The sequence below is a fragment of the Stenotrophomonas hibiscicola ATCC 19867 genome (assembly GCF_000382065.1).
Classification (GTDB): domain Bacteria; phylum Pseudomonadota; class Gammaproteobacteria; order Xanthomonadales; family Xanthomonadaceae; genus Stenotrophomonas; species Stenotrophomonas hibiscicola.
Genome location: NZ_KB907504.1, coordinates 33,831 through 58,170 on the forward strand (window position 1 = coordinate 33,831; position 24,340 = coordinate 58,170).

The following is a 24,340-nucleotide window of genomic DNA, read 5'->3' on the forward strand; positions in this document are numbered from 1 at the left end:
GCGAAAGGCCCCACCACCCGGGGGTGGCAGGGCCTTCGGTCACGGCGCGATTACTTGCGCTTGGCGACCTTGCGCACGGCCTTCTTGGCCGGAGCCTTCTTGGCGGCGACCTTCTTCAGCGGCGCAGCCTTCTTGGCAACCGTCTTGCGGGTGGCGGCAACCTTCTTGCCCACTGCCTTCTTGGCAACGGCGGTCTTCTTGCCGACAACCTTCTTGGCAGCGGCGGTCTTCTTGCCGACGGCCTTCTTGGCGACGGCAGCCTTCTTGCCGACAGCCTTCTTGGCGGCCGTGGTCTTCCTGGTGGCGACCTTCCTGGTGGCGGCAACCTTCTTGCCGACGACCTTCTTCGCAGCCACGGCCTTCTTGCCAGCAACCTTCTTGGCGGTAGCGACCTTCTTGCCAACTGCCTTCTTGGCAACAGCGGTCTTCTTGCCGACGGCCTTCTTGGCGACGGCAGCCTTCTTGGTGGCGGCCTTCTTCACGGTGGCGACCTTCTTGCCGGCAGCCTTGGTGGCGGCCTTGGTGGTCTTCTTGGCAGCGGCGGCCTTCTTGGTCACAGCCTTGCCTGCAGCCGCCTTCTTCTTGGCCACTTCATTCTTCAGCGCAGCGGCTTCGGCCTTGGCGTTCTTCTTGGCGGCTTCCAGCTTCTTCTTGGCGTTGGCAACAGTCTTGCCGACCGACTTGGCAGCCTTCTCGGCCTTCTTGGCAACGGTCTTCTCGACCTTGGCCACGGCCTTCTTGGCCTTGGCAACGCGGGTACCGGCAGCCTTGGTGGCGCGCTTGACGGTCTTCTTGACCGACTGCACTGCGTCTTCGGCAGCGTGGGCGATGGTCTCGCCAACGTTGGTGGCGGTTTCTTTGACGTTCTCGACGGCGTCGGTCACGACCGACACACCATTACCGTTGCTCATGTTGCCCTCCTGGGGGCCTTAAGTATCAAAACGGGGCGATGCTATACCGACATTGACGATCGTGGAACGGGGCACGCACGAGCAATCGCATCTGATGCGACGGCAATGGTGTAGTCGGGTACCCTCGCGAGTACGATGTGTTGACGGGAAACCCCTTTTTTTCAGTGCTGCGCCGCACGATGCGGGCAGCGGCAGGGGCTGCGTGCGCACACCCGCCCGGACGTAGCGAAAGGCATGCGATATGGCGCATCGCGGCATCGGGATGCGCAGAACTGCGCAAGCATCGGCCTGCATACCCACACGCTTGGGCAGACGTCGGCACAGTGCGAGGAACCTCCGGCGTTGCCGCCTGCGGCCCACGGTAGCGATGCTGGACCGGGTTCCGGGCATGGCGTTTTCATGGCGCATTTATCCATATCGCGACACACTCATTCAGCTTGTTCTACCGTAGGGCCGTACCGCCCCCACCCACGCCAGCGAACCGACTCCCATGCGACCGCTTCCTACCCTGCTCACGCTCGCAATCGCCGCCGCCTTCGGTGGCTTCGTTGCCACCGGCATCAATGCCCACATGGACAACCGTGCCGACGCCGCGCCGCTGCCGGCGGTGTTGCCGACCACGGCGGCCTTGCCGGCTTCGGTGGCCGGTCAGGCGGTGCCGTCGCTGGCACCGATGCTGGAAAAGGCAATGCCGGCGGTGGTCAGTGTCAACACCAAGCAGGTGGTGCGCGTGCGCAACCCCTTCTTCAACGACCCATTCTTCCGCCGCCTGTTCCCGGATATCCCACAGGAACGCATCAACGAATCGCTGGGCTCGGGCGTGATCATCGACGCCAAGGAGGGGCTGGTGCTGACCAACCACCATGTCATCGACAACGCCGATGACGTACAGGTGACACTGGCGGACGGGCGCACGGTCAAGGCCGAGTTCCTCGGCTCGGACCGCGACACCGACATCGCGCTGATCCGCATCCCGGCGCAGAACCTGACCGACATCAAGCTCGGCAACAGCGACCAGCTGCGCGTAGGCGACTTCGTGGTGGCCATCGGCAACCCGTTCGGCTTCAGCCAGACCGTTACCTCGGGTATCGTTTCGGCGGTGGGCCGCAGCGGCATCCGCGGGCTGGGCTACCAGAACTTCATCCAGACCGATGCGTCGATCAATCCGGGCAACTCCGGTGGCGCGCTGGTCGACCTGCAGGGCCAGCTGGTCGGCATCAATACCGCCAGCTTCAACCCGCAGGGCAGCATGGCCGGCAACATCGGCCTGGGCCTGGCGATTCCTTCCAACCTGGCGCGCAGCGTGGTCGACCAGCTGGTCAAGCACGGCGTGGTGGTGCGCGGCACGCTGGGCGTGGAAAGCCAGAACCTGACCGCGCAGATCGCGCAGGGCCTGGGCCTGGGCGAAACCCGCGGTGCGCTGATCACCCGCGTGCTGGCCGGCTCGGCCGCCGCCGCAGCCGGGCTGAAGCCGGGCGACGTGGTGGTGTCGGCCAACGGCCAGCGCGTGGACAGCGCCGAGGCCCTGCACAACGTGGAAGGCCTGGCGGCCGTCGGCAGCGCGATGACGCTGGACGTACGCCGCGAAGGCAAGCCACTGCAGATCAAGGCGACACTGAAGGAACAGGCGCGCGCGGTCACCGGTGAGAGCTTGGACCCGCGCCTGACCGGTGCGACCTTCGTCGACCTGCCCGAGTCACTGCGCCAATCCGGTGTCGGCGGCGTGCTGGTCAGCGAGGTCAAGCGCGGCAGCCGCGCTGCCAGCAACGGCCTGCAGCAGGGCGACATCATCACCGACGCCACCGTGGGCGAATTCGCCGACCTGGCCAGTTGGCGCGCCAACTTCCAGCAACGCCCGCCGACCCTGGTGGTGCGCGTGCTGCGCAACAACGGCCAGCAGCAGGGCCAGCTCGTGATGCGCTGATCGCCCTGCCGTAACACCCCCTATACCCCGGCAATGCTATTGCTGTCAGTCCAGGTCGGCACCGCCGACGCCGTTCCCCCATCGCAACAGGAGTGATTCGATGAGCCCCACCAATACCGAGAACCTGAAGGAACACCTGGGTGAAGCCGGTTCCCACCTGAAGCAGGCCGCCAGCGCCGCCGGCGGTGCGATCAAGGGCGCCACCGGTGCCGCGACCGACGAACTGCGCATCGGCAAGGCCAACGTCAAGGCTGAACTGTCCGACAGCGCACTGTCCGGCCTGGCCGCTGCCGAGTTTGGTGGTGCCGCCGCCAAGGAGCAGGTCGATGCGCTGATGGACAAGGGCAAGGACCTGATCGACAGCGCCGCCGAATTGATCCGTGAGCGTCCGCTGGCCTCGTTCGGTGTTGCCTTCGCGGCCGGCTGGATCATCGCCAAGCTGGCCCGCGGCAGCAGCGACAAGTAAGCCGCGGCGTGAGCGAAGACAACGCACAAGCCCCTGATCCGGCGGCTACCCCGCCGCTGGATGAGAGCATCCGCCAGGTCGGCGCGGCCGGTCGTGCCGCTGCCGACTCGGCCAAGCACTCGCTGCGTTCGCTGCGCCGGTTGGCCTCGGCCGACTTCGCGCTGGCACGCAGTGCCTTCGGCCGCGCGCTGGCCTGGGCCGGCGTAGCGATCGTATTTGGTGCGTCGGCCTGGCTGCTGATGGCCGCCACCCTTATCGCGCTGCTGCAAAGCTGGGGCCTGAGCTGGCTGCAGGCACTGCTGATCACCTCGCTGCTGAGCCTGGCCGTCACCGGTTATGCGATCTGGCGGGTGTCCTACTTCTTCCACCACACCGGCATGCACGCCACCCGGCGCCAGCTGTCCCGCCTGGGCCTGTTCGACGAGCCCAGCGAAGACGACCCCGATGCCGATGTGGAGCTGCCAGAGGGCAAGCCATGAAGTTCGGTGCGCTGCAGCGTCGGGTGAAGCGCTGCGAACAGGTGGTAACCGTGCGTCTGGTCGAGACCCAGGACCACTGGTCCACGCTCGGCCAGGTCTGGCGCCAGGGCTGGTCGCCACTACGCATCGTGGTAGTGGGCCTGGCCGGTGGCTTCATTGCCGGCAAGCTGGAAATGCCGGGCAAGGTCAACGGTGCGCGCTGGCTGCAGATGGTGGGTTCGGTCTCGAACCTGTTCGCCAGCGCGCAGGCGGCGTTCGCCACGGCGATGGCGGCGCAGGCGGCGGCCACCGCCGACGATGCGGCCGAAGAAGCCGGCGATGCCAGCGAACAGGCACACGCAGCGGCCTCCGCCGCTGAAGCACGGCCCGCAGCGGCAGCGCGAGCTGTGCCGGAGCCGGAGCCGGAGCCGGAACCGGACCTGCGCGAACCGCGCCCGGCCGAGGCGGCCACCGAGCTGTCCGAACGTTGATCCCTGGAATCCGCCGCGCCGGTCGCGGCCGGCGGATAATGCGCTCCCCTTTCCGGCTGATGCGTCGATGAGCGAGTCCTCCCTGTCCCCGTCACCGGCCGGCCACGACGCATCCGAGGCACCGCTGCCGCCCCCGTCGCGCCCACGCGGACCGATGTCGCTGGTGGTGCTGGCGACCCTGGCCGTGGGCTATACGCTATGGGCGGCGCAGGACATCATCCTGCCGGTGCTGCTTGCGATGTTCTTCGCGCTGGTCGGCAATCCCATCCTGCGCCTGCTGCAGAAGCTGTGGATCCCGCGCGCGCTGGGCGCGCTGTTGATCCTCGGTGCGGGCCTGGGCGTGACCGGTTCGCTGGCCGTGCAGCTGATCGGACCGGCGATGGAATGGGCGCAGGAAGCACCGCAGCAGCTGCGCAAGGTCGCCCGCCAGGTGCAGAACCTGACCAAGCCGGTGCAGCAGGCCAACCAGGCGGCGGAAAACTTCGCCCGTGTGGCCGGCGGTGACAGCAACCACAAGGTGCAGGTGATCCGCACCCAGCTCGACGACCCCTACCGCATGCTGACCCGTGCACCGCGGCTGGCTGCCTCGGTGTTGGCCGTGGTGCTGCTGACGCTGTTCTTCATGATCTACGGGCAGAGCCTGCAGCGCGCGGCGATCGCCCTGTTCCCCAACCGCCAGCAGCAGCGCTTCACTACGGACATCCTGCGTTCGATCGAACGCGAGGTCTCGCGTTACGTGCTGACCATCAGCGTGATCAACACCTTGGTCGGGCTGGTGTTCGCCGGCGTGCTGATGCTGCTCGGTATCGGCCTGCAGGAAGCGCTGCTGTGGGGCACGGTGGCCGCGCTGCTGAATTTTGCGCCGTATGTGGGTCCGCTGATCGGCGTGGCGCTGATGCTGTTGATGGGCTTCGTCGAGTTCCGCGATCCACTGCAGGCCCTGCTGCCGGCCGCCGCCTACCTGGGCCTGCACACCTTGGAAGGGCAGATGGTGACCCCGATCGTGCTGGGCCGTCGCATGAAGCTGTCGCCACTGGTACTGATCCTGGCGCTGATGGTGTTCGGCTGGGCCTGGGGCATGATCGGGCTGCTGCTGGCGGTGCCGCTGCTGGTATGCATCAAGCTGGTGCTGGCACGCCTGGACGGCATGCAGGGCTGGGCACGGCTGCTGGAGTGAGGGCATCAACAACGGATGGACGCAGGTGGCGGAACCAGAAACAGGGACGAAGTGGCAGACTATGGCGCCCTACCCGGATGGATCCGCTCGGATGAACTCTCTCGCCACGCGTTGCCTTGCCTTGGCCTGCATTGCCGCTCCCGCGTTCGCCGCGACACCGCCGACTGCCGATCAGGCGCGCACCCAGCTTGCTGAGGCGGTTACCTGCAAGCGGCACCTCACGCCCATGCAGTTCGACGCCATGGCCCGGATGCTGGCACTGGCCCCGGCAAGGGCGCAGGACGGCGAATCCAGCGGCGAGTTCCGGCTGACCACGCCCTTGATGGTACTGGGCCAGCCCGTGAACCGGCTGCAGTCCTATGACGGCGACAGCGGCGAGGATGGCATCGACAGTTTCACCGCGTACTTCAGCTCGGCCAGTGTGGAACAGGTCGCGGCACTGGCGAAGATGTCCGACCCGGTAGCAGGCACCTACACGAAGGAAGTTGGCCGGCACAACCTGGACGTGCAGCAGTTCGACGGCCAGACCACCATCGCCTGCTCGTACAACCTGCGCTGACCCGGCCCAGCCACAGTGCCCCCGCCCGCCACGTCGCATGAAAGCCCGCGCGGGCAGGGGTAGAATGGCGGGGTGAATTTCCCCGTCCAAGCCATCACCCTCGACCTTGACGACACGCTGTGGCCGTTCGCTCCGATCGGCGCCCGCATCGAACAGGTCCTGCACGCCTGGATGTGCGAACACAGCCCCGCTACCGCCGCGATGTATCCGGTGGAGGCGATGCGCGAACTGCGCGAGCGGCTGTACCACGCCCATCCGCACCTCCACCACGACCTGAGTGCGCTGCGCCGGCTGACCCTGCACGAAGCACTGCACACCAGCGGTGCCAGCCTCGATCTGCTGGAGCCTGCGTATGAAGTGTTCTACGCCGCACGCAACCAGGTGGAGTGCTATCCCGATGCGATCGATGCACTGGCACGGGTTGCCGCGCGGGTTCCGGTGGCGGCGCTGAGCAACGGCAATGCCGACCTGGAACGGGTCGGCCTGGCCCATCATTTCGCCTTCCAGCTGGGTGCGCGCGAACACGGCGCGGCCAAGCCCGAAGCCAGCATCTTCCACGCTGCCTGCACCCGACTGGGTGTCGCGCCGGCACAGGTACTGCACGTCGGCGATCATGCCGACATGGACGTGGCCGGGGCGATCGCCGCCGGCCTGCGCGGGTGCTGGATCAACCGCGAGGCAGCCACCTGGACCCATCCGCAGCTGCAGCCGGACCTGCAGTTCGACACCCTCACCGGCCTGGCCGACTGGTTGGATGCCAACCTCGACGCCGCCGCACTCCGGAGTACCTGACGCATGAGCGAGATCACTGGTTTCACTGCCGACACCGCCGCAGCGCTGCCGCTGTACGTGCTGGACCGCGAGCAGTTCGCCGCCTGGAAGGACGGCCAACCGGCCGCCACCCAGGCCTGGCTGGCATCGCAGGGCTTCACCGCCGGTGCCTTCACCACGGCGTTGCTGCCCGGCGCCGATGGCCTGTCCGGAGCGGTGATCGGTGTGGGTGATCGCGCCGATGCCTACAGCTATTCGCATGCCCCGCATGCCCTGCCGGAAGGCAGCGTGTGGCAGCTGGCCAACGAACTGCCGGCCGCCGAACAGGCGCTGCTGCAGCTGGGCTGGGGCTTGGGCAGCTACCGCTTCGACCGCTACCGCAAGCGCCACCGCGCACCGGCGCAACTGGTAGCCGCGCCGACCGGCGAGGTGGCCGACCTGATCACCGCCAGCCTGCGCGTGCGCGACTGGGTCAACACTCCCACCGAAGATATGGGCCCGCAGCAGCTGGAAGACGCTGCCCGCGCCCTGGCCGCTGCGCACGGCGCGCAGGTCGAGGCGATCACCGGTGACGAACTGCTGAAGCAGAACTTCCCGGCCATCCACGCCGTGGGCCGCGCATCGCACCGCGCGCCGCGTCTGGTGGTGCTGCGCTGGGGCAAGGACACCGATCCGTCGCTGGTGCTGGTCGGCAAGGGCGTCTGCTTCGACACCGGCGGCCTGGACATCAAGCCGGCCGACGGCATGCGCAACATGAAGAAGGACATGGGCGGCGCCGCGCATGCGCTGGCCCTGGCCGGCCTGGTGATGGCACGCGGGCTGCCGGTACGTTTGACCCTGCTGGTGCCGGCGGTGGAAAACGCGATCGGTCCGGAGGCGTTCCGCCCGGGTGAAGTGATCGCCACCCGCAAGGGCCTGAGCGTGGAGATCGACAACACCGACGCCGAAGGCCGCGTGATCCTGTGCGACGCATTGACCTTCGCCGGTGAGCAGAAGCCGGACCTGGTGCTGGACTTCGCCACCCTCACCGGTGCCGCGCGCATCGCACTGGGCCCGGATCTGCCAGCGCTCTTCAGCAACGATGACACGGTGGCCCAGCAGTGGCTGCAGGCCGGTGACGCGACCCGCGACCCGGTCTGGCGCATGCCGCTGTGGCGCCCTTACCTGCGCTACCTGAGCAGCGGCATTGCCGACCTGGCCAACGCCGGTTCGCGCATGGCCGGCTCGGTGACCGCCGCGCTGTACCTGGAGCGCTTCCTGGAAGACGGCCAGCGCTGGGCGCATCTGGACGTGTACGCCTGGAACGACGGCGAACGCCCGGGCCGTCCGGCCGGTGGCGAAGCGCTGGCGTTGCGCTCGGCGTGGGCGATGCTGAAGGCGCGCTACAGCTGATCGGGTGGGTGCCGACCTTGGTCGGCACGCCGTCCCCGGCAAACTTGACGAAAATTTGAATACCGGGCCTGGAAGGGTTCTGCGAGGATGTGTGGGTCGACCACCCACACGCTCCGTGAAGGCAGGACTCCGACCATGTCGCTCTTCGGCTACACCCGTGCCGGCCAGACGCCGGGCACACCGCGCAAGCATTCCCCCCTGCTCTGGATCGCGCTGATCGCGCTCATCCTGGGTACCGTGGCGCTGGCCTTTGCCTGGCTGGCCGGCTGGATGGGCGACCGCCTCACCGCGCAGCGCTTCACCGATACCATCGAGGCCGCCGGCCCGGCCCACCCGGGCTTCCGCCGCGCGCACAGCAAGGGCATCTGCGTGAGCGGCTGGTTCGAACCCAGTGCGCAGGCCCGCACCCTGTCCAGTGCACGGGTGTTCTCGCAGCGCCGCGTGCCGGTGATGGGCCGCCTGTCGATCGGCGGCGGCGACCCGTACGGCGCCGACAACACTGCACGCGTGCGCAGCCTCGCGGTGCAGATGGTCAGCGATGATGGGCAGGAATGGCGCATGGCGATGAACAGCTTCCCGTTCTTCGCGGTGCCCAGCGCCGAGGCGTTCTACGAGCAGACCCGCGCTTCCATTCCCGACCCGGCCACCGGCAAGCCCGACCCGCAGAAGATGGCTGCGGTGCTGGCGAAGTACCCCAGTGCGCAGGCCTTCCAGCAGTGGGCCAAGACGGCGCCGTGGACCAGCAGCTGGGCCGACACCACCTTCAACAGCGTCAACAGCTTCTGGTTCACCAATGCGCAGGGCCAGAAGCGCGCGGTGCGCTGGCGCTGGCAGCCGCAGGCGCCGGTGGTGGAGATGGATGCGGAAACGCGCAAGCAGGCCAGCGTCGATTTCCTCAGCCAGGAACTGCAGCAGCGCCTGGCCAACGGCCCGGTGCGCTGGAACCTGGTCGTGACCACCGCCGAGCCCGGCGATGCCATCGATGATCCGTCGGTGCCATGGCCCGAGTCGCGTGACCAGGTAGTGGCGGGCGTACTCAGCGTGGACCGCATGCAGTCGCAGGAACAGGGTGCCTGCGGTCAGATCAACTTCGATCCGCTGATCCTGCCCAGCGGCGTGCGCGGCAGTGACGATCCGATCCTGGCCGCCCGCTCGGCGGTGTATTCGCAGTCCTTCAACCGCCGCGAACGCGAGCGCGCCACCGGCAACGTCGAACAACCGAAGGAGGCCGCACGATGAGCATCGGCAACGGCCACTTCAACCTGCTGGCGCGGGTGCTGCACTGGTCCATGGCACTGATGATCATCGCCATGCTGTTCATCGGCGTGACCATGGTCGCCTCACTGCACCTGCGGCCAATGCTGATCGACCTGCACCGCCCGCTGGGCATCGCCATCCTGGTGCTGGTGCTGCTGCGCCTGTACAACCGGCTGCGCCATCGCCCGCCGCCGCTGCCTTCCGACCTGCCCGCCTGGCAGGTGCTGGCGGCGAAGGCCTCGCACTGGATGTTGTATGCGCTGATGCTGGCGATGCCGTTGATCGGCTGGGCGATGCTGTCGGCAGGCGGTTACCCGATCGTGCTGTGGGGCGGCCTGCACCTGCCGCCGATCGTGCCACACACACCGGCGCTGTACGCCGCGTTGCGTAATGCGCACAGTCTGCTGGCCTACGTGCTGTTCGCAACGGTGCTGATGCACGTGGGTGCGGCGCTGTTCCACCTGTGGGTGCGGCGCGATGGGGTGTTCCAGGCGATGGCGCGCGGGAAGGATTGATCGGTTCGCCGGGAATTCCCGGCGGATCGTTTCCGCGACCGCGTTGGGGGTGTCACTTTCTTTGCGCGCAAAGAAAGTAACCAAAGAAACGCTCCGCCGGCCGCGAGCCGACGTGCTGCGCACGCCGGTGCCCTGCGCTCCTCGGCCCGCCGAGGGACGGCGCGGAACTCGCTACGCTCAGACACCCGCGCCTCTTCGCCCTCGCCGGTCCTGCGGTGCTCGGCTCGCTTGAAGGCGGACTCAAGATCAAAGGCGAAAGCGGCCGCTTCACTCGTCGGACACGGCCCGGCGCTACCAAATATCGTCGTGCAGCTGTGGTTCTTGACCTTGGGTCCGCCTTGAGCGAGCCGAGCATCGCAGGGGAATCAGGGGCGCAGAGGCGCTGGTGTCTGAGCGCAGCGAGTTCGGCGCCGTCCCCTGATTCGCCGAGAAGCGCAGGGAATCGTCGCGTAGCGACGGCTCGCGCTCTGGCAGCGTGTTTCTTTGGTTACTTTCTTGATGGCCCACATCCATGTGCGCCACCCTACGGGCCGGCTACGCCGTTCCACGCTGCTCCTGCAGCGTGGTGCACGAGCAAAGAAAGTGACACCCACCCGCGGTCGCGGAAACGACATCACCGGGAACAGCAGGACGCCCTTACAACCACCCCTTCTGCCGCGCCAGCCGGTACGCCTCGATCCGGTTGGCCACGCCCAGCTTGCCGATGCACTCGGACAGGTAATTGCGCACCGTACCGTGCGACAACCCCAGCTGCTCGGCGATCTCGCTGGCCGTGCGGCCCTCGCCCGCCAGCCGCAGCACGCGGCGCTCGCGGTCGGTCAGCGGATCGGCCTGCGACCACGCATCCAGCGCCAGCTGCGGGTCGATCGCACGGATGCCCTGTTTCACCTTGCGCAGTGCATCGGCCAGGTTCTCGGCCGGTGCGTCCTTCAGCAGGTAGCCCAGCACGCCCGCCTCCAGCGCGCGGCGCAGGAAACCGGCGCGGGCGAAGGTGGTCACGATCACCACCTTGATCGGCAGCTCATGGCGGGCGATGCGCTGCGCCAGCTCGAGCCCGGACAGGCCCGGCATCTCGATGTCGGTGACCAGGATGTCAGGCTGCAGCTGCTGCAGCATGCGCCACGCGGTTTCGCCGTCGGCGGCGCTGCCCAGCACCTCGATATCCGGTTCCAGGCCCAGCAGCGCCGACAGTGCGCCGCGCACCATCGCCTGGTCCTCGGCCAGCAGGATGCGGATCATGCGGCACCGTCCTGCACCAGCGACGACGGCGTGCCTGGCGGCAACGGTGTGGTCGCGGCGGCCAGTGGCACGCGCACGGTCAGCAGCGTGCCCTCGCCCTTTGCGGACTGAACCTGAAGGTTGCCCCCCAGGGCGGCCACGCGTTCGCGCATGCCGCTCAGCCCGTTGCCCTCGGCCTGCACGCCGCCACGACCATCATCGCGGATCTGCATCGCCAGCATGCGTCCTTCCAGCATGAATTCCACCCGTGCCTGTGTCGCCTGTGCATGGCGCACGATGTTGGTCGCGGCCTCGCGCAGCACCAGCGCCAGACCGCGTTCGACATCCACCGGCATCGCCGGTGGTGGTGCGTATTGAAGGTGGACCTGCTGGCACTCCAGCAGCAGCCGCGCCGACGCCAGCTCACCGGCCAGGTCACTGGCGCGGATACCGGTGACCGCGCTGCGCACCTGCGCCAGCGCTTCGCGGGCAATGTCCTCGGCTTCGCCGATTTCCTGCCGCGCCCGCGCGTCGCCACGATCGTGCAGCTTGCGGGCCAGTTCCAGCTTCAACGTGATCAACGACAGGGTGTGGCCGAGCAGGTCGTGCAGGTCGCGGCCGATGCGTTCGCGCTCGGCGGTGGCTGCGAGCCGCCGCACCTCGTCCTGCGACAGCTGCAGTGCCGCATCCTTCTGCTGGTTGAGTGCCTCCACGTTCACGACCAGCCCGACGATATAGGACACGGCGGGGATCCAGACCAGGCTCTGCCACGGGTACTGGAACAGCAGTGCGAGGCCGCAGAACAGGAGGTTCAGGCCAGTGAGCTGCAGCAGGTACTGCCACCAGCCGCCGCGTCCGCTCACCCGCAGCAGCACGCAGCCGAACACGAAGTAGGTCAACCCGGACGGGTACCACGGCAGCAGCACCAGCGACATCCCGATCAGGCCCAGGGCATAGCGCGGCGCGTGATGGCGTGGCGCCACCATCACCTTGGCGTACAGCAGCAGGAACACCGGATAGCTGGCCACTGTAAGCAGCAGCCAGCGCAAGGTGAAGCCATGGCCGAGCAAGGGCGTCAGGAAGATCCACACCGACCACAGCAGGTGGATCGCCTCGCTCCAGGGTGATTTTCCCCGGCGCAGCGTCTCGGCCACCGCCGAGTCCGGCGCGGGGCGCAGCAGGGAGGCAAGCCAGGTGGACGGCACAGGCGGTTCCAGGCGGGGATGATCGCCGCCGATCATGCCAGTTCGGCTGGCTGCGCGCAGGCGCCACCGCCGGCAAGGCGGCACCGGCGCAACCCGCCGCAGATCACGGTACGCTTGGCGGTACCGCTGCAGCGGGCCAGCGATGGGGTGGTCGGATCCATGAGCGGTACCGGCAGCGGGGACGTTGCCATCCTGTGCCGCCGCGGTCACATTTCGCAGTTGCCGCCGTCAGTGTCATCGGGTGACAGCTGTCACTGCCGTCATCGCTGTGCCTGCCTTCATGCTGTGCCGCACGCTCCACCGCCGGAACCGCCGCCGTCCGCGCTTCCGGCCACACCCGCCCGAACGCCTGTGATGGAACGAATGAACGCTTCTGCCGAGCTGTTGAAGGAACTCCGTATCGACCGCAAGTCGCCGCCGCCCGCCTCCGGTGGTGGCAGCAACGGCGGTGGTCGCCGTTGGTTGTGGATCGCGACCATCGTGGTCGTGCTGCTGATCGCCGCTGCCGTGGCGTTCCTGTTCGGCCGTGCGCCGGCCGTGGAGGTGGAAACCGCGCCGGCCGTGGCCATCCAGCAGGGTAGCGCCAGCAGTTCGGTGCTCGACGCCAGTGGCTACGTGGTCGCCCGGCGCATGGCCACGGTCTCGGCCAAGATCACCGGCAAGGTGCGCGAGGTGATGATCGAAGAAGGCATGCGGGTCGAGGCCGGCCAGGTGATGGCCACGCTGGACCCGATCGATGCCGATGCGCAGCGCAGCCTGTATGCCTCGCAGCTGCAGGCCGCACGCAGCCAGGTGGCCGGGCTGGAGGCGCAGCAGAAGCAGGCCGCCGCCGAAGCCAGCCGCCTGCAGGCACTGGTCGGCCAGCAGCTGGTGTCACGTTCGCAGTACGACCAGGCCGTGGCCCAGCGCGACAGCCTGCGTGCGCAGCTGGAAACGGCTCAGCGCAACGTCAAGGTCGCCCACGACCAGTTGGCGATTGCCGACCTGGGTGTGGACAACAACATCGTGCGCGCGCCCTTCTCCGGCGTGGTCACCGCCAAGGCCGCGCAGCCCGGTGAGATCGTCTCGCCGCTGTCGGCCGGTGGTGGCTTCACCCGTACCGGCATCGGCACCATCGTGGACATGGACTCGCTGGAGATCGAAGTCGAGGTCGGCGAGGCCTTCATCGGCCGCGTGCAGCCGAAAATGCCGGTGGAAGCCACGCTCAACGCCTACCCCGAATGGAAGATTCCCGGCGAGGTGATCGCCATCATCCCCACCGCCGACCGCGGCAAGGCCACGGTGAAGGTGCGCGTGGCGCTGAAGGTGAAGGACCCGCGCATCGTGCCGGAAATGGGCGTGCGGGTCAGCTTCCTGGAACAGGCACAGCCGCAGGCCACAACCAAACCGCAGGGCGTGCGCGTACCGGCTGGCGCCGTGGTCCAGCGCGAGGGCGCCCCGGTGGCCTTCGTACTGGGTGACGAGAACCGCGTGCAGCAGCGCACGGTCGAGGCCGGACAGGCGATGGGCAAGGACCGCCAGATCCTCAAGGGCGTGAGCGCCGGTGAATCGGTGGTGGTGAACCCGCCGGACACCCTGCGCGATGGCGCCAAGGTGCAACAGAAACAAGCGCAGTAACGGCCTGGCGCCCATGGGCGCCGCCGGCAACACCGCTCGACGCACGCCTGCGGTCACCGCAGGTGCGCTTCCCCGTTTCCCGCCTTCCGTGGAGAACCACCCATGTCGACCCTGGTTTCACTGCGCAACATCACCAAGACCTACCAGCGTGGCCCCGAGAAAGTGCAGGTGCTGCACGGCATCGACCTGGACATCGCCCGCGGCGATTTCGTCGCACTGATGGGCCCGTCCGGCTCGGGCAAGACCACCCTGCTCAACCTGATCGGCGGCCTGGACAACCCCAGCGGCGGCGAGATCAGCATCGAAGGCGAGCGCATCGACCAGATGAGCGGCGGCCAGCTGTCGACCTGGCGCAGCCACCACGTCGGCTTCGTGTTCCAGTTCTACAACCTGATGCCGATGCTGACCGCGCAGAAGAACGTGGAGCTGCCGCTGCTGCTGACCCATCTCAATGCCGCGCAGCGCCGCCGCAATGCCGAGATCGCGCTGACCCTGGTCGGCCTGGCTGACCGCCGCAGCCATCGCCCCAATGAACTGTCCGGCGGCCAGCAGCAGCGCGTGGCGATCGCGCGGGCGATCGTCTCCGACCCGACCTTCCTGATCTGCGACGAACCCACCGGCGACCTCGACCGCCAGTCGGCCGAGGAGATCCTCGGCCTGCTGCAGCAGCTCAACCGCGAACACGGCAAGACCATCATCATGGTCACCCATGACCCGAAGGCCGCCGAGTACGCCACGCACACGGTGCACCTGGACAAAGGCGAGCTGGCCGACGCGCCGCTGGCCCACTGACGGAGGCCACGGCGATGAAATACTTCTCGTTGGTGTGGGCGCAGCTGTTCCGCAGCCGTACCCGCACGTTGCTGACCCTGCTCTCCGTGGTGGCCGCGTTCCTGCTGTTCGGCATGCTCGATTCGGTGCGCGTGGCATTCACCTCCGGCGGCAGCGTGGAAGGCGCCAACCGCCTGGTGGTCGCATCGCGGCTGTCGATCACCCAGTCGCTGCCGATCCGCCTGGAAACCCAGGTCCGCCAGGTGGCCGGCGTGCGCGACGTGGCCTACGGCATGTGGTTCGGCGGCATCTACCAGGACCCGAAGAACTTCTTCCCGAACTTCTCGGTGTCCCCCAACTACTTCGATGTCTACCGCGAGCTGCAGATCGACCCGGCACAGCTGGAGGACTGGAAGCAGACCCGTACCGGCGCCATCGTCGGCGAAACCCTGGCCAAGCAGTTCGGCTGGAAGATCGGCGACACCATCCCGCTGCAGGCCACGATCTTCCCGCGTGGCGGCAGCAACGACTGGCCGCTGGTGCTCAAGGGCATCTACCGTTCCAAGGACCGTGCGCTGGCCGCCAACGAAGAACGCCAGTTGATGATGAACTGGAAGTACTTCGATGAATCCAACGACTACATCAAGAACCAGGTGAGCTGGTACACGGTGACGCTGGACAACCCGGACCACTCTTCGCGGGTGGCGCAGGCGATCGACGCGATCTCGGCCAACTCCGACCACGAGACCAAGACCCAGACCGAATCGGCGTTCCAGCAGGCCTTCGTCAAGCAATTCGCGGATATCGGCATGATCGTCACCTCGATCATGGGTGCGGTGTTCTTCACCCTGCTGCTGTTGACCGGCAACACCATGGCGCAGGCGGTGCGCGAGCGCGTGCCGGAGCTGGCCACGCTGAAGACACTCGGCTTCAAGGACGGCACCGTGCTGACCCTGGTGATGGTGGAGTCGGTGCTGCTGATCGGCCTGGGCGGCCTGATCGGCATGGGCCTGGCCGCCCTGATCCTGCCGGCGATCGGCCCGAAGAGCATGGGCATGCTGCCGCCGCACGTGCCGACGCCAACCTGGCTGATGGGGCTGGGCCTGATCGTGGTGATCGGCATCATCGTGGGGCTGCTGCCCGCGCTGCGTGCCAAGCGCCTGAAAATCGTCGATGCACTGGCCGGCCGCTGAGGAGGATTGCAGATGAACAAGCTCAAGAAGTTGCTGGGCAACGGCATAACCGTGCTGCTGCTTGCGATCGGCCTGGTGCTGTGGATCAGCCTGCCGTGGATCGGCGTGCTGACCGTGGCCGTGCTGGTGGCGCTGTGGCTGCTGCTGACCCGCGGCGGACGGCTGGCGTTGGCCGCCACCCGCATCGGCGTGGCCAGCCTGCCGCAACGCTGGGGCGCATCGTCGGTGATCGTGGTCGGCATTGCCGGCGTGGTCGGCGTGCTGGTGGCGATGCTGGCGATGGGCGAAGGCTTCCAGGCCACGCTCAACAACACCGGCGATGACACCACCGCCATCGTGCTGCGCGGTGGCTCGCAGGCCGAGACCAACTCGGTGATCACCCGCGAGCAGGTACCGATGCTGTCCACCCTGCCCGGCATCAGCCGCGATGCGCAGGGCCGGCCATTGCTGTCACCGGAACTGTCGCAGGTGGTCAACCTGGTGTCCAAGTCCGACGGCACCGACGTCAACGCGCAGTTCCGCGGCGTCGGTCCGCAGGCCTGGGCCGTGCATGACAAGGTCAAGATCATCGAAGGCCGCAGGTTCGCAACCGGCCTGCGCGAGATCGTGGTCGGCCAGGGTGCCAAGGGCCAGTTCCGCGACATGGACGTGGGCAGGACGCTGACCCTGGGCAACCAGACCTGGACCGTGGTGGGTGTGTTCGCCACCGGCGATGCGCACGATTCGGAGCTGTGGACCGACGCCGATACACTGGCGACCACCTACCAGCGCAGCGCCTGGCAGTCGATCAGCGTGCGTACCGAGGGCAAGGCCGGCTTCGAGCAGTTCAAGGCAGCAGTCGCCGCCGACCCACGCCTGAAGCTTGACGTGGAAACCACCCGTGTCTACTACAGCAAGCAGGGCGGTGGGCTGACCAAGCTGATCGACATCCTCGGCAAGGTGATCGGCACGATCATGGCGGTGGGTGCAGTGTTCGGCGCACTCAACACCATGTATGCGGCAGTGGCCACCCGTGCGCGCGAGATCGCCACCATGCGCGCGATCGGTTTCCGCGGCCTGCCGGTGGTGACGGCGGTGATGCTGGAAACCATGCTGCTGGCGCTGCTGGGTGGCCTGCTCGGCTGTGCGGTGGCGTGGCTGCTGTTCAACGGCTACAGCGTGTCCACCATCGGCAGCAACTTCAGCGCAGTGGTGTTCAAGTTCCATGTATCGCCGGAACTGCTGTGGACCGGACTGAAATGGGCGCTGGGCATCGGCCTGGTCGGCGGCCTGTTCCCGGCGCTGCGCGCGGCACGTTTGCCGATCACCACGGCGCTGCGCGAAACCTGAGCATCACGCAGCGGCATTTCGCGCATCCTGCAGGGACGGAGCGAAGGCTCCGTCCCTTTCAGGTTGCCGAACTCAGACATCCGCCGCCGCAGCATCAAACGGCGGGGCCGCGCGCGGCCAGATGCTGGCGAAGGACTTCCTCGGGCGGATACGCCGTGCCCAGAGCGTGCTGCTCGCCTGTGTGCCGGTCGACGAAGATCGGCCCATTGCCGGCCAATGCATCCGAGATTTCGCCGGATTGCAGGTAGCGCAGCGACTGGAAGCAGAACAGCCAGCCTTCGACCACTTCGTGCTCATGCGTGATGGCAACCGGCTCATCGTCGCTGGCAAGTGCAGCCTCCACGCGACGGCGTGCTTCTTCAAGCTGGATCATTCCTTCATCTCCTGCCTTCGATGACGAGGCGAAGAGCATTTCATGCGGGCAGATGCATCACAACGACTGCGCGCCTGCATACAAGCGCGTACTGCGACGCGTTGTCGCAACTACTCAAGCGTGCCAGCTTCGTGCCGCTATCGATGCCTCTGCCCATCGCAAACGCAGCGCGCGTGACGCCGCGCACAGCGCATCTGTGGATTGTTGGTTGCGATTCATGTTCACGCACGTTCCGCAGCATCGCGACAAACAGTTGCGAATGAAAACACTCTAGAATCCGGCCCCCCACGTTGGTTTGCAGCACCCCACGCGTCCACAGAATGGACGCTTGTTTTTTCTGAAACACGAGATTTCACGGATGTCCCTGAAGACCACCCCGCTGCGCAACGCGATCATCATCGCGCTGGCCGCCAGCTGCACTACCCCCGCCTTCGCACAGGATGCGGGCGACAACACCACCAACCTCGACCGCATCGAAATCACCGGCTCGCGCATCCGCCAGGCCAGTGTCGAAACCGCTCAGCCGGTGGTCGCGCTCAACCGCGCGGAGATCGAGAAGAAGGGCTACGTCAACGTCGCCGACATCCTGCAGGATGTGACCGCTGCCGGCTCGCCAAGCATGAGCCGCGCGTCGTCGCTGACCTCATCGCGCGATTTCGGCGGAATGTATGTCAGCCTGCGCAACCTGGGCCCCGAGCGCAGCCTGGTGCTGATCGACGGCCGCCGCATGGGCGTCAGCGCCGGCGGCTACTCCGACCTGGCCTCCATCCCCTCGGCCATCGTGGAGCGCGTTGAAGTGCTGACCGATGGCGCATCGGCGTTGTACGGCTCCGATGCCATCGCCGGTGTGGTCAACATCATCACCCGCAAGAACTTCGATGGTGGCGAAGCCAGCGTCTACGTCGGCCAGTACGGTGAAGGCGATGGGCAGAAGCGCTCCTACAGTGCCACTTTCGGCAAGACCTTCGACCGCGGTTGGTTCAGCGTTGGCGCCGAGCGCACCAAGGAAGACGAAGTGATGGGCGGCGCGCGCGAGTTCAGCCGCTACGTCAACGGTCCGCGCCATCCGAACGATGGCCTCAACGGCACCACGCCGTGGGGCAGCGTCACCGTCGGCGGCAAGCCGCTGACCGTCGGTCCGGGCGGCGACCCGACCAGCGCCGGCAACTTCCACGCGCCGAACCCGGCCGATGGTGCCAACACCAAGACCAACATGAGCCTGCTGACCGGCCTGGAGCGCACCTCGGTGTTCGCCAACGGCGGCTTCTCGATCACCGATGACCTGCGCATCGTTGCCGATGCCATGTACAGCAAGCGCGAATCGACCAAGCACCTGGCTGGCTACCCGTACTCGGTCACCGCCACGCAGGCGCGCAACGGCAGCCGCGCCGCCCTGTCCAAGGACAGCGCATTCAACCTGTGGGGCCAGGACGTGCTGTTCTCGCATCGCACCGAAGAGATGCTGCGCGGCACCGAGAACACCCTGGAAACCAAGCGCGGCAGCCTGGGCCTGGAAGGCAGCTTCGAAACCGGCTCGCGCTACTGGGACTGGAACGTCAGCTACACCTACAACCGCAATGAAGGCGAGCGCGTCGGCACCGGCAGCATGTACCAGCCGAACGTCAACCTGGCCGTCGGCCCGTCCTTCATCGAGAACGGCGTGGCCTACTGCGGTACCCGCGATGCGGTGATCGCCGGCTGCGTGCCGTGGAACCCGGCCGCGCCGATGGGCTACACCGGCCCGGGCTCGCTGAGCAACCAGGACGTGCAGGACTACCTGTTCGCCCGCTACGTGGACAAGAGCCAGACCACCACCAAGGTGGCCAGCGCCAACATCTCCGGTTCGCTGTTCTCGCTGCCGGCCGGCGACATCATGGCTGCGATGGGCTTCGAGCACCGCACCGAAGAAGCACGCTACACCCCGGACCTGATGGTGCAGAACGGCCAGATCGCCGGCACCAGCGGCAAGCCGACCCAGGGTGACTACTCGCTCAACGAGGTCTACCTGGAAATGCAGGTGCCGCTGCTGGCCGACATGGCCTTCGCCCGCGAGCTTTCGCTGGACGTTGCCGGTCGCTACTCGGACTACAACAATTTCGGTTCCACCACCAACAGCAAGTTCGGCGTGAAGTGGAAGCCGATCGACAGCCTGCTGGTGCGCGCCACCTACGGCACCGGCTTCCGTGCGCCGACCGTGGACGACCTGTACGGCGGCACTGTCAGCAGCCGTGACTCGTTCACCGACCCGTGCGATACCTCGTTCGGCACTGCCGCCACCAGCGCCGCCGTTGCCGCACGCTGCAAGGCCCTGAAGGTGCCGGCCAACTTCCGCCAGCTCAACAGCGACGGCAGCGTGGCCAGCAAGCCGGGCCAGCAGGCCACCACCGATTTCAACTCCGGTTCCAACCCGAACCTGAAGCCTGAAACCGCCAAGACCTGGACCGTGGGCCTGGTCTACAGCCCCGACTTCGTGCAGGGCCTGGACGTCAGCCTGGACTGGTGGAAGATCCGCATCGACAACGCCATCGTTGGCGAGTCGGCCACCAACATCCTGGAACAGTGCTACGTGCAGGGCTCGGACGCCGCCTGCGGCCGCTTCACTCGTGGCAGCAACGGCCAGGTCAACGCACTGGACCGTTCGCTGGTCAACGCCGGCTACCGCGAAACCGCCGGCTATGACATCAGCGCGCGCTACCGCCTGCCGGAAACCGCGTTCGGCAAGTTCGCAGTTACCTGGAACACCACCTACACCGACTATCTGGAGCAGCGCAACGACAACGCCGCGACCACGCCGGTGGAACAGCTGACCAGCTGGGGTGGCAACTTCCGTGTGCGCTCTACCCTCAACCTGGACTGGCAGTACGGCAACCTGGGCATCGGCTGGACTGCACGCTACTACTCCAGCATGAAGGAGAAGTGCTCCTACATGGACGAGTGCAACATGCCGGGCTTCAGCTCGGCCTACACCGATGCCTCGCCGACCAACAAGGTGGGTTCGAACACCTTCCACGACCTGCAGGTGCGTTACGCCCTGCCGTGGGACGGCACCGTCTCGCTGGGCCTGAACAACGTGTTCGACCACCAGGGTCCGATCATGTACAGCCAGCCCAACAGCAGCTTCGTCTACTACGGCGGCTTCGACATCGGTCGTTTCATGTACATGAAGTACCAGCAGCGCTTCTGAGCCTGCACCCGCGTTCCCGCCACCGCCATCTCTCTCCTGGCGGTGGATGGAAGCAGGGCGGCGCCCCCCGGGGCGCCGCTCTTTTTTTCATGCGTGCCAGTCGATCCGGCCCGGTGCTACCGCTTGGCGCGCATCGTGCGGATGTTGTCGCCGACGAACAGGATCAGGCCGGCCCAGATCGCGGCAAAGCCAATCGCCTTGCCGGCGTCGAAGGCTTCGTGGAAGAAGAACACGCCCAGCAGCAGCTGCAGGCTCGGCGCGATGTACTGCAGGATGCCGACCAGTGACAACGGAATGCGCTTCACGCCGTAGGCAAAGCCAATCAACGGTACCGCCGTCACCACACCGCCGAAGATCAGCAGCAGGTCGTTGCGCCAGCCCCAGCCGTGGAAGAACGCGCCACCATGACCATTTTCGGCCCAGATCGCGAAGCCCAGCGCCGGCAGGAACAGGTACATGCTCTCCACGCCAAGGCCCGCCACCGGGTCGACCGAAACCAGCTTGCGCAGCAGGCCGTACAGGCCGAACGAACAGGCCAGGCCCAGCGCGATCCATGGTGGTGTGCCGGCATCGATGGTCAGCCAGGCCACGCCCACTGCCGCCATCGCCACCGCCACCCATTGCAGGCGGCGCAGCCGCTCCTTCAGCACCAGCACGCCCAGCAGCACGTTCACCAGCGGGTTGATGAAATAGCCCAGGCTGGTCTCGATCACATGGCCGGCGTTGACCGCCCAGATGTACAGGCCCCAGTTGAAGGCGATGGTCAGGCTCGAGACCAGCAGAATCGGCAGCGCGCGCGGCTGCGCAGCGATCTTCCGCCACCAGCCCAGGCGTGCGCTGAGCAGCAGCCAGCCCAGCACCAGCACGGTGCTCCAGATGATGCGGTGGGCGATGATCTGGAACGATGGCACCTCATTGAGCAGGTGCCAGTACACCGGCACCAGACCCCAGATGACGAAGGTGGAAGCCGTGACCAGCAGGCCACGGCGCTGTTCTTTCTCGTCCATGCTCATTTCTTGCGCGTCCTTGCCATCGTCAGTACCACCACACCCAGGAGAATCACCGCCATCGCCAGCAGGTCGCGCCAGCCGAAGCGCTCACCGTTGAGCAGCGCGCCCAGCAGCACCGCAATGACCGGATTGACGTATGCATAGCTGCCAGCCAGCGCCGGGCGCACGTTCTGCAGCAGCCACACGTAGGCGGTGAACGCGACGATGGAGCCGAACACGCACAGGTAGGCCATCGCCAGCAGGCCACCGGTATCGGGCAGCGTGGTCGGGCGCTCGCCGACCGCCAGGCCGATCAGCACCAGCAGCACACCGCCACAGATCATCTGCCCGGCGGCGGTCATGAACGGGCCCGGCAGGTCCAGTCCGCGTGCCCACACCGAGCCGAATGCCCAGCCGACCGGCGCGATCAGCAGCAGCACCAGCCCGGTCGGCGAGGCGGTCAGGCTGCTGCCTGCGTTGAGCCAGACCACGCCGAGGAAGCCGATGGCGATGCCCAGCCACTCACCGCGGCTGGCGTGCTGGCCGCGCAGCGCCGAGAACAGCGCCATCCACAGCGGCACCGAGGCCACCGCAGTGGCTGCCAGTCCCGAGGACACCTCGCGCTCGGCCAGCACCACCATGCCGTTGCCCAGCACCAGCATGGTCACGCCCATGATGCCCAGGTTGCGCCACTGCCGCAGGGTCGGGTTCGGCATCTTCCAGAACAGGCGCAAGGCCAGGAACATCAGGCCACCGGCAATGATGAACCGGCTGCCGGACACCATCGTCAGCGGCAGCGCGCCGCCGTGCAGGGCCTTGGCGATGCCCAGGTAGGTCGAGCCCCAGACCACGTAGACCAGCAGCAATGCCAGCGCAACAAGGCCACCCCGGGGGGCAGCCGCAGACGAAGAGGGGGGAGCCGACATGACACACCAGGGAGCCGGGGGAAGGCGGATTCTAGGACGTTTTGAGTATGGTCCGGGACCCCATACGGTGGCACGCTGTCATCCATCCATGCACCCTGCTCTGGTCTGCTACCCCGTGTTGACGGCCCATGCAGTACCAAGAGGGCTGTCCGGCCGCGCCGCCCCAAGGCCGGGCGCCGTTTTCCCTGCGCACGGACGCGCCGCATCGAGGATTCCCACCCAGATGAGCACCACGTCCCATCCTGCCGTACCCGCGAACGACCGTGCCGCCCTGCGGCGTTCGATCTCCAACACCCTCAAAGGCTCCGCCGGCAACCTGGTGGAGTGGTACGACGTCTACGTGTACTCGGTGTTCGCCGTGTACTTCGAATCGCAGTTCTTCTCGCCGGACGACAAGAACTCCACCCTGTACGTGTGGGCGATCTTCGCCGCGACCTTCCTGATGCGCCCGATTGGTGCCTGGTTCTTCGGCCGCTTCGCCGACCGCCATGGCCGTCGCCTGGCGCTGACGGTCTCGGTCACGCTGATGGCGCTGTGTTCGTTCCTCATCGCCATCACCCCCACCGCCGCCAGCATCGGCATCTGGGCCGCCGTGATCCTGCTGTTCGCGCGCCTGCTGCAGGGCTTCGCCACCGGTGGCGAGTACGGCGCCAGCGCCACCTACATGTCCGAGGCGGCCATTCCCGGCCGCCGCGGCTTCCTGTCCTCCTTCCACTACGTCACCCTGGTCGGCGGCCATGTGCTGGCCCAGCTGACCCTGCTGCTGATGCTGACCTTCTGGGGCAAGCCGGAGATCTCCGAGTGGGGCTGGCGCATCGCATTCGGCATCGGCGGCATCGCCGCGGTGGTGGTGTTCTGGCTGCGCCGTGGCATGGACGAGTCGCTGTCGGAGTCGTCCATCGAGGCCGCGCGCGAGGGCAAGGCACAGAAATCCGGTTCGATGTACGAACTGTTCGTGCACCAGTGGCGGCCGCTGCTGCTGTGCTTCCTGATCACCGCCGGTGGCACCGTGGCCTTCTACACCTACTCGGTGAACGGCCCGAAGATGATCCAGAGCGCCTTCGCCGGCAACGATCCGATGACCGGCACCCTGATCAACCTGGGCGTGCTGGCGTTCCTGATGGCGCTGCAGCCGGTCGGCGGCTGGCTGTCTGACATCATCGGCCGCAAGACCCTGCTGGTGTTCTTCGGCGCCGGCGGCGTGCTGTACAGCTGGTACCTGATCACCCAGCTACCGCACCAGCACGACGCCACCCTGGCCTTCCTGACCCTGGCACTGGCCTTCGTCATCCTCACCGGCTACACGTCCATCAACGCGGTGGTGAAGGCCGAGCTGTTCCCCACCCACGTGCGTGCACTGGGCGTAGGCCTGGGTTACGCGCTGGCCAACTCGCTGTTCGGCGGCACCGCCCCGTTGCTGTACCAGGGCGCGCTGAAGACCGGCCACGTCGACTGGTTCGCCCTCTACGTGACCGCAACGATCGCGGTATCGTTGGTGGTCTATGTGTTCTTCCTCACCAACAAGGGCCCGAACTGGCTCGACGGCACCCGCAAGTAAGCGCGTTGCCCTGATCGCGGCCACCGGTGCACTGCCGGTGGCCGCTGCATCTGCCG

Annotated in this window: 22 protein-coding genes; 16 read left to right on the forward strand and 6 right to left on the reverse strand. The window is 67.0% G+C overall.

The window, feature by feature from the left end:
* Positions 1-50 precede the first annotated feature (50 nt).
* Positions 51-911 (reverse strand): hypothetical protein, encoded by an 861-nt coding sequence (locus G370_RS0117820; protein ID WP_019661804.1) that lies wholly within the window; start codon positions 909-911, stop codon positions 51-53.
* A 490-nt stretch (positions 912-1,401) separates the two neighbouring features.
* Between G370_RS0117820 and G370_RS0117825 the strand changes: the two genes are divergently transcribed.
* From G370_RS0117825 to G370_RS0117870, 10 genes are all read left to right on the forward strand, one after another.
* Positions 1,402-2,835: a Do family serine endopeptidase gene (locus G370_RS0117825; protein ID WP_019661805.1), complete on the forward strand. Its 1,434-nt coding sequence runs from the start codon at positions 1,402-1,404 to the stop codon at positions 2,833-2,835.
* Between the two features lie 100 nt (positions 2,836-2,935).
* Complete coding sequence (locus G370_RS0117830; RefSeq protein WP_010486932.1) at positions 2,936-3,301, forward strand: hypothetical protein; 366 nt, start codon at positions 2,936-2,938, stop codon at positions 3,299-3,301.
* An 8-nt stretch (positions 3,302-3,309) separates the two neighbouring features.
* On the forward strand, positions 3,310-3,780 hold the full coding sequence (locus G370_RS0117835) for a phage holin family protein (RefSeq protein ID WP_019661806.1): 471 nt from the start codon (positions 3,310-3,312) through the stop codon (positions 3,778-3,780).
* On the forward strand, positions 3,777-4,250 hold the full coding sequence (locus tag G370_RS0117840; protein ID WP_019661807.1) for a hypothetical protein: 474 nt from the start codon (positions 3,777-3,779) through the stop codon (positions 4,248-4,250). Before G370_RS0117835 ends, G370_RS0117840 begins: the two co-directional genes overlap by 4 nt.
* Positions 4,251-4,317: 67 nt before the next feature.
* Positions 4,318-5,427 carry an AI-2E family transporter gene (locus tag G370_RS0117845; protein ID WP_019661808.1) on the forward strand — a complete coding sequence of 370 codons (1,110 nt, stop codon included), beginning with the start codon at positions 4,318-4,320 and terminating at the stop codon, positions 5,425-5,427.
* A 91-nt stretch (positions 5,428-5,518) separates the two neighbouring features.
* Positions 5,519-5,986 (forward strand): hypothetical protein, encoded by a 468-nt coding sequence (locus tag G370_RS0117850; protein WP_026347235.1) that lies wholly within the window; start codon positions 5,519-5,521, stop codon positions 5,984-5,986.
* 72 nt (positions 5,987-6,058) lie between these two features.
* A complete protein-coding gene (locus G370_RS0117855; RefSeq protein ID WP_019661810.1) occupies positions 6,059-6,778 on the forward strand; it encodes an HAD family hydrolase in 720 nt (239 codons plus the stop codon).
* Positions 6,779-6,781: 3 nt separating this feature from the next.
* Positions 6,782-8,149: a leucyl aminopeptidase family protein gene (locus G370_RS0117860; protein WP_019661811.1), complete on the forward strand. Its 1,368-nt coding sequence runs from the start codon at positions 6,782-6,784 to the stop codon at positions 8,147-8,149.
* Between the two features lie 135 nt (positions 8,150-8,284).
* Positions 8,285-9,388: a catalase family peroxidase gene (locus G370_RS0117865; protein WP_019661812.1), complete on the forward strand. Its 1,104-nt coding sequence runs from the start codon at positions 8,285-8,287 to the stop codon at positions 9,386-9,388.
* Entirely contained in the window at positions 9,385-9,921 is a 537-nt protein-coding gene (locus G370_RS0117870; protein WP_019661813.1) for a cytochrome b, read from the forward strand. The genes G370_RS0117865 and G370_RS0117870 overlap by 4 nt, the downstream gene beginning before the upstream one ends.
* A gap of 636 nt (positions 9,922-10,557) precedes the next feature.
* On the opposite strand, the gene G370_RS0117875 is transcribed toward G370_RS0117870, so the two are convergent.
* Together G370_RS0117875 and G370_RS0117880 are read right to left on the reverse strand one after the other, a co-directional pair.
* A complete protein-coding gene (locus G370_RS0117875) occupies positions 10,558-11,160 on the reverse strand; it encodes a response regulator transcription factor (protein WP_014645643.1) in 603 nt (200 codons plus the stop codon).
* Positions 11,157-12,380 (reverse strand): sensor histidine kinase, encoded by a 1,224-nt coding sequence (locus tag G370_RS0117880; protein WP_019661814.1) that lies wholly within the window; start codon positions 12,378-12,380, stop codon positions 11,157-11,159. Before G370_RS0117880 ends, G370_RS0117875 begins: the two co-directional genes overlap by 4 nt.
* 327 nt (positions 12,381-12,707) lie before the next feature.
* On the opposite strand from G370_RS0117880, the gene G370_RS0117890 reads away from it, so the two are divergent.
* The 4 genes from G370_RS0117890 to G370_RS0117905 all read left to right on the forward strand — a co-directional run bounded on the left by G370_RS0117890 (position 12,708) and on the right by G370_RS0117905 (position 17,254).
* The gene (locus G370_RS0117890; protein ID WP_019661816.1) at positions 12,708-13,961 is read left to right on the forward strand and encodes an efflux RND transporter periplasmic adaptor subunit; all 1,254 of its coding nucleotides are present in this window, start codon (positions 12,708-12,710) and stop codon (positions 13,959-13,961) included.
* A gap of 102 nt (positions 13,962-14,063) precedes the next feature.
* On the forward strand, positions 14,064-14,753 hold the full coding sequence (locus tag G370_RS0117895) for an ABC transporter ATP-binding protein (protein ID WP_019661817.1): 690 nt from the start codon (positions 14,064-14,066) through the stop codon (positions 14,751-14,753).
* Positions 14,754-14,767: 14 nt separating this feature from the next.
* Positions 14,768-15,925, forward strand: coding sequence for an ABC transporter permease (locus G370_RS0117900; RefSeq protein WP_019661818.1), 1,158 nt, complete (start codon positions 14,768-14,770; stop codon positions 15,923-15,925).
* Positions 15,926-15,937: 12 nt separating this feature from the next.
* A complete protein-coding gene (locus G370_RS0117905) occupies positions 15,938-17,254 on the forward strand; it encodes an ABC transporter permease (protein ID WP_019661819.1) in 1,317 nt (438 codons plus the stop codon).
* Between the two features lie 94 nt (positions 17,255-17,348).
* Here G370_RS0117905 and G370_RS0117910 read toward each other — a convergent pair whose 3' ends face one another.
* The gene (locus tag G370_RS0117910) at positions 17,349-17,627 is read right to left on the reverse strand and encodes a YrhB domain-containing protein (RefSeq protein ID WP_019661820.1); all 279 of its coding nucleotides are present in this window, start codon (positions 17,625-17,627) and stop codon (positions 17,349-17,351) included.
* A 358-nt stretch (positions 17,628-17,985) separates the two neighbouring features.
* Between G370_RS0117910 and G370_RS0117915 the strand changes: the two genes are divergently transcribed.
* On the forward strand, positions 17,986-20,811 hold the full coding sequence (locus G370_RS0117915) for a TonB-dependent receptor plug domain-containing protein (RefSeq protein WP_019661821.1): 2,826 nt from the start codon (positions 17,986-17,988) through the stop codon (positions 20,809-20,811).
* Positions 20,812-20,927: 116 nt separating this feature from the next.
* On the opposite strand, the gene rarD is transcribed toward G370_RS0117915, so the two are convergent.
* Together rarD and yedA are read right to left on the reverse strand one after the other, a co-directional pair.
* Positions 20,928-21,824 carry an EamA family transporter RarD gene (rarD, locus tag G370_RS0117920; protein ID WP_019661822.1) on the reverse strand — a complete coding sequence of 299 codons (897 nt, stop codon included), beginning with the start codon at positions 21,822-21,824 and terminating at the stop codon, positions 20,928-20,930.
* Positions 21,821-22,726 carry a drug/metabolite exporter YedA gene (gene yedA, locus G370_RS0117925; protein ID WP_019661823.1) on the reverse strand — a complete coding sequence of 302 codons (906 nt, stop codon included), beginning with the start codon at positions 22,724-22,726 and terminating at the stop codon, positions 21,821-21,823. Before yedA ends, rarD begins: the two co-directional genes overlap by 4 nt.
* Positions 22,727-22,949: 223 nt before the next feature.
* On the opposite strand from yedA, the gene G370_RS0117930 reads away from it, so the two are divergent.
* Positions 22,950-24,284, forward strand: coding sequence for an MFS transporter (locus G370_RS0117930; protein WP_019661824.1), 1,335 nt, complete (start codon positions 22,950-22,952; stop codon positions 24,282-24,284).
* Positions 24,285-24,340 lie beyond the last annotated feature (56 nt).

Excerpts from the sequence above, each read along its gene's own strand:
- G370_RS0117880 (WP_019661814.1), bottom strand. The coding sequence starts at position 12,380 with ATGATCGGCGGCGATCATCCCCGCCTGGAACCGCCTGTGCCGTCCACC.
- G370_RS0117820 (WP_019661804.1), bottom strand. The coding sequence starts at position 911 with ATGAGCAACGGTAATGGTGTGTCGGTCGTGACCGACGCCGTCGAGAAC.
- G370_RS0117840 (WP_019661807.1), top strand. The coding sequence starts at position 3,777 with ATGAAGTTCGGTGCGCTGCAGCGTCGGGTGAAGCGCTGCGAACAGGTG.
- G370_RS0117860 (WP_019661811.1), top strand. The coding sequence starts at position 6,782 with ATGAGCGAGATCACTGGTTTCACTGCCGACACCGCCGCAGCGCTGCCG.
- G370_RS0117915 (WP_019661821.1), top strand. The coding sequence starts at position 17,986 with ATGTCCCTGAAGACCACCCCGCTGCGCAACGCGATCATCATCGCGCTG.
- G370_RS0117875 (WP_014645643.1), bottom strand. The coding sequence starts at position 11,160 with ATGATCCGCATCCTGCTGGCCGAGGACCAGGCGATGGTGCGCGGCGCA.
- G370_RS0117845 (WP_019661808.1), top strand. The coding sequence starts at position 4,318 with ATGAGCGAGTCCTCCCTGTCCCCGTCACCGGCCGGCCACGACGCATCC.
- G370_RS0117870 (WP_019661813.1), top strand. The coding sequence starts at position 9,385 with ATGAGCATCGGCAACGGCCACTTCAACCTGCTGGCGCGGGTGCTGCAC.
- G370_RS0117850 (WP_026347235.1), top strand. The coding sequence starts at position 5,519 with ATGAACTCTCTCGCCACGCGTTGCCTTGCCTTGGCCTGCATTGCCGCT.
- yedA (WP_019661823.1), bottom strand. The coding sequence starts at position 22,726 with ATGTCGGCTCCCCCCTCTTCGTCTGCGGCTGCCCCCCGGGGTGGCCTT.
- G370_RS0117865 (WP_019661812.1), top strand. The coding sequence starts at position 8,285 with ATGTCGCTCTTCGGCTACACCCGTGCCGGCCAGACGCCGGGCACACCG.
- G370_RS0117830 (WP_010486932.1), top strand. The coding sequence starts at position 2,936 with ATGAGCCCCACCAATACCGAGAACCTGAAGGAACACCTGGGTGAAGCC.
- G370_RS0117910 (WP_019661820.1), bottom strand. The coding sequence starts at position 17,627 with ATGATCCAGCTTGAAGAAGCACGCCGTCGCGTGGAGGCTGCACTTGCC.
- G370_RS0117895 (WP_019661817.1), top strand. The coding sequence starts at position 14,064 with ATGTCGACCCTGGTTTCACTGCGCAACATCACCAAGACCTACCAGCGT.
- G370_RS0117890 (WP_019661816.1), top strand. The coding sequence starts at position 12,708 with ATGAACGCTTCTGCCGAGCTGTTGAAGGAACTCCGTATCGACCGCAAG.
- G370_RS0117930 (WP_019661824.1), top strand. The coding sequence starts at position 22,950 with ATGAGCACCACGTCCCATCCTGCCGTACCCGCGAACGACCGTGCCGCC.
- G370_RS0117905 (WP_019661819.1), top strand. The coding sequence starts at position 15,938 with ATGAACAAGCTCAAGAAGTTGCTGGGCAACGGCATAACCGTGCTGCTG.
- G370_RS0117900 (WP_019661818.1), top strand. The coding sequence starts at position 14,768 with ATGAAATACTTCTCGTTGGTGTGGGCGCAGCTGTTCCGCAGCCGTACC.
- G370_RS0117825 (WP_019661805.1), top strand. The coding sequence starts at position 1,402 with ATGCGACCGCTTCCTACCCTGCTCACGCTCGCAATCGCCGCCGCCTTC.
- rarD (WP_019661822.1), bottom strand. The coding sequence starts at position 21,824 with ATGAGCATGGACGAGAAAGAACAGCGCCGTGGCCTGCTGGTCACGGCT.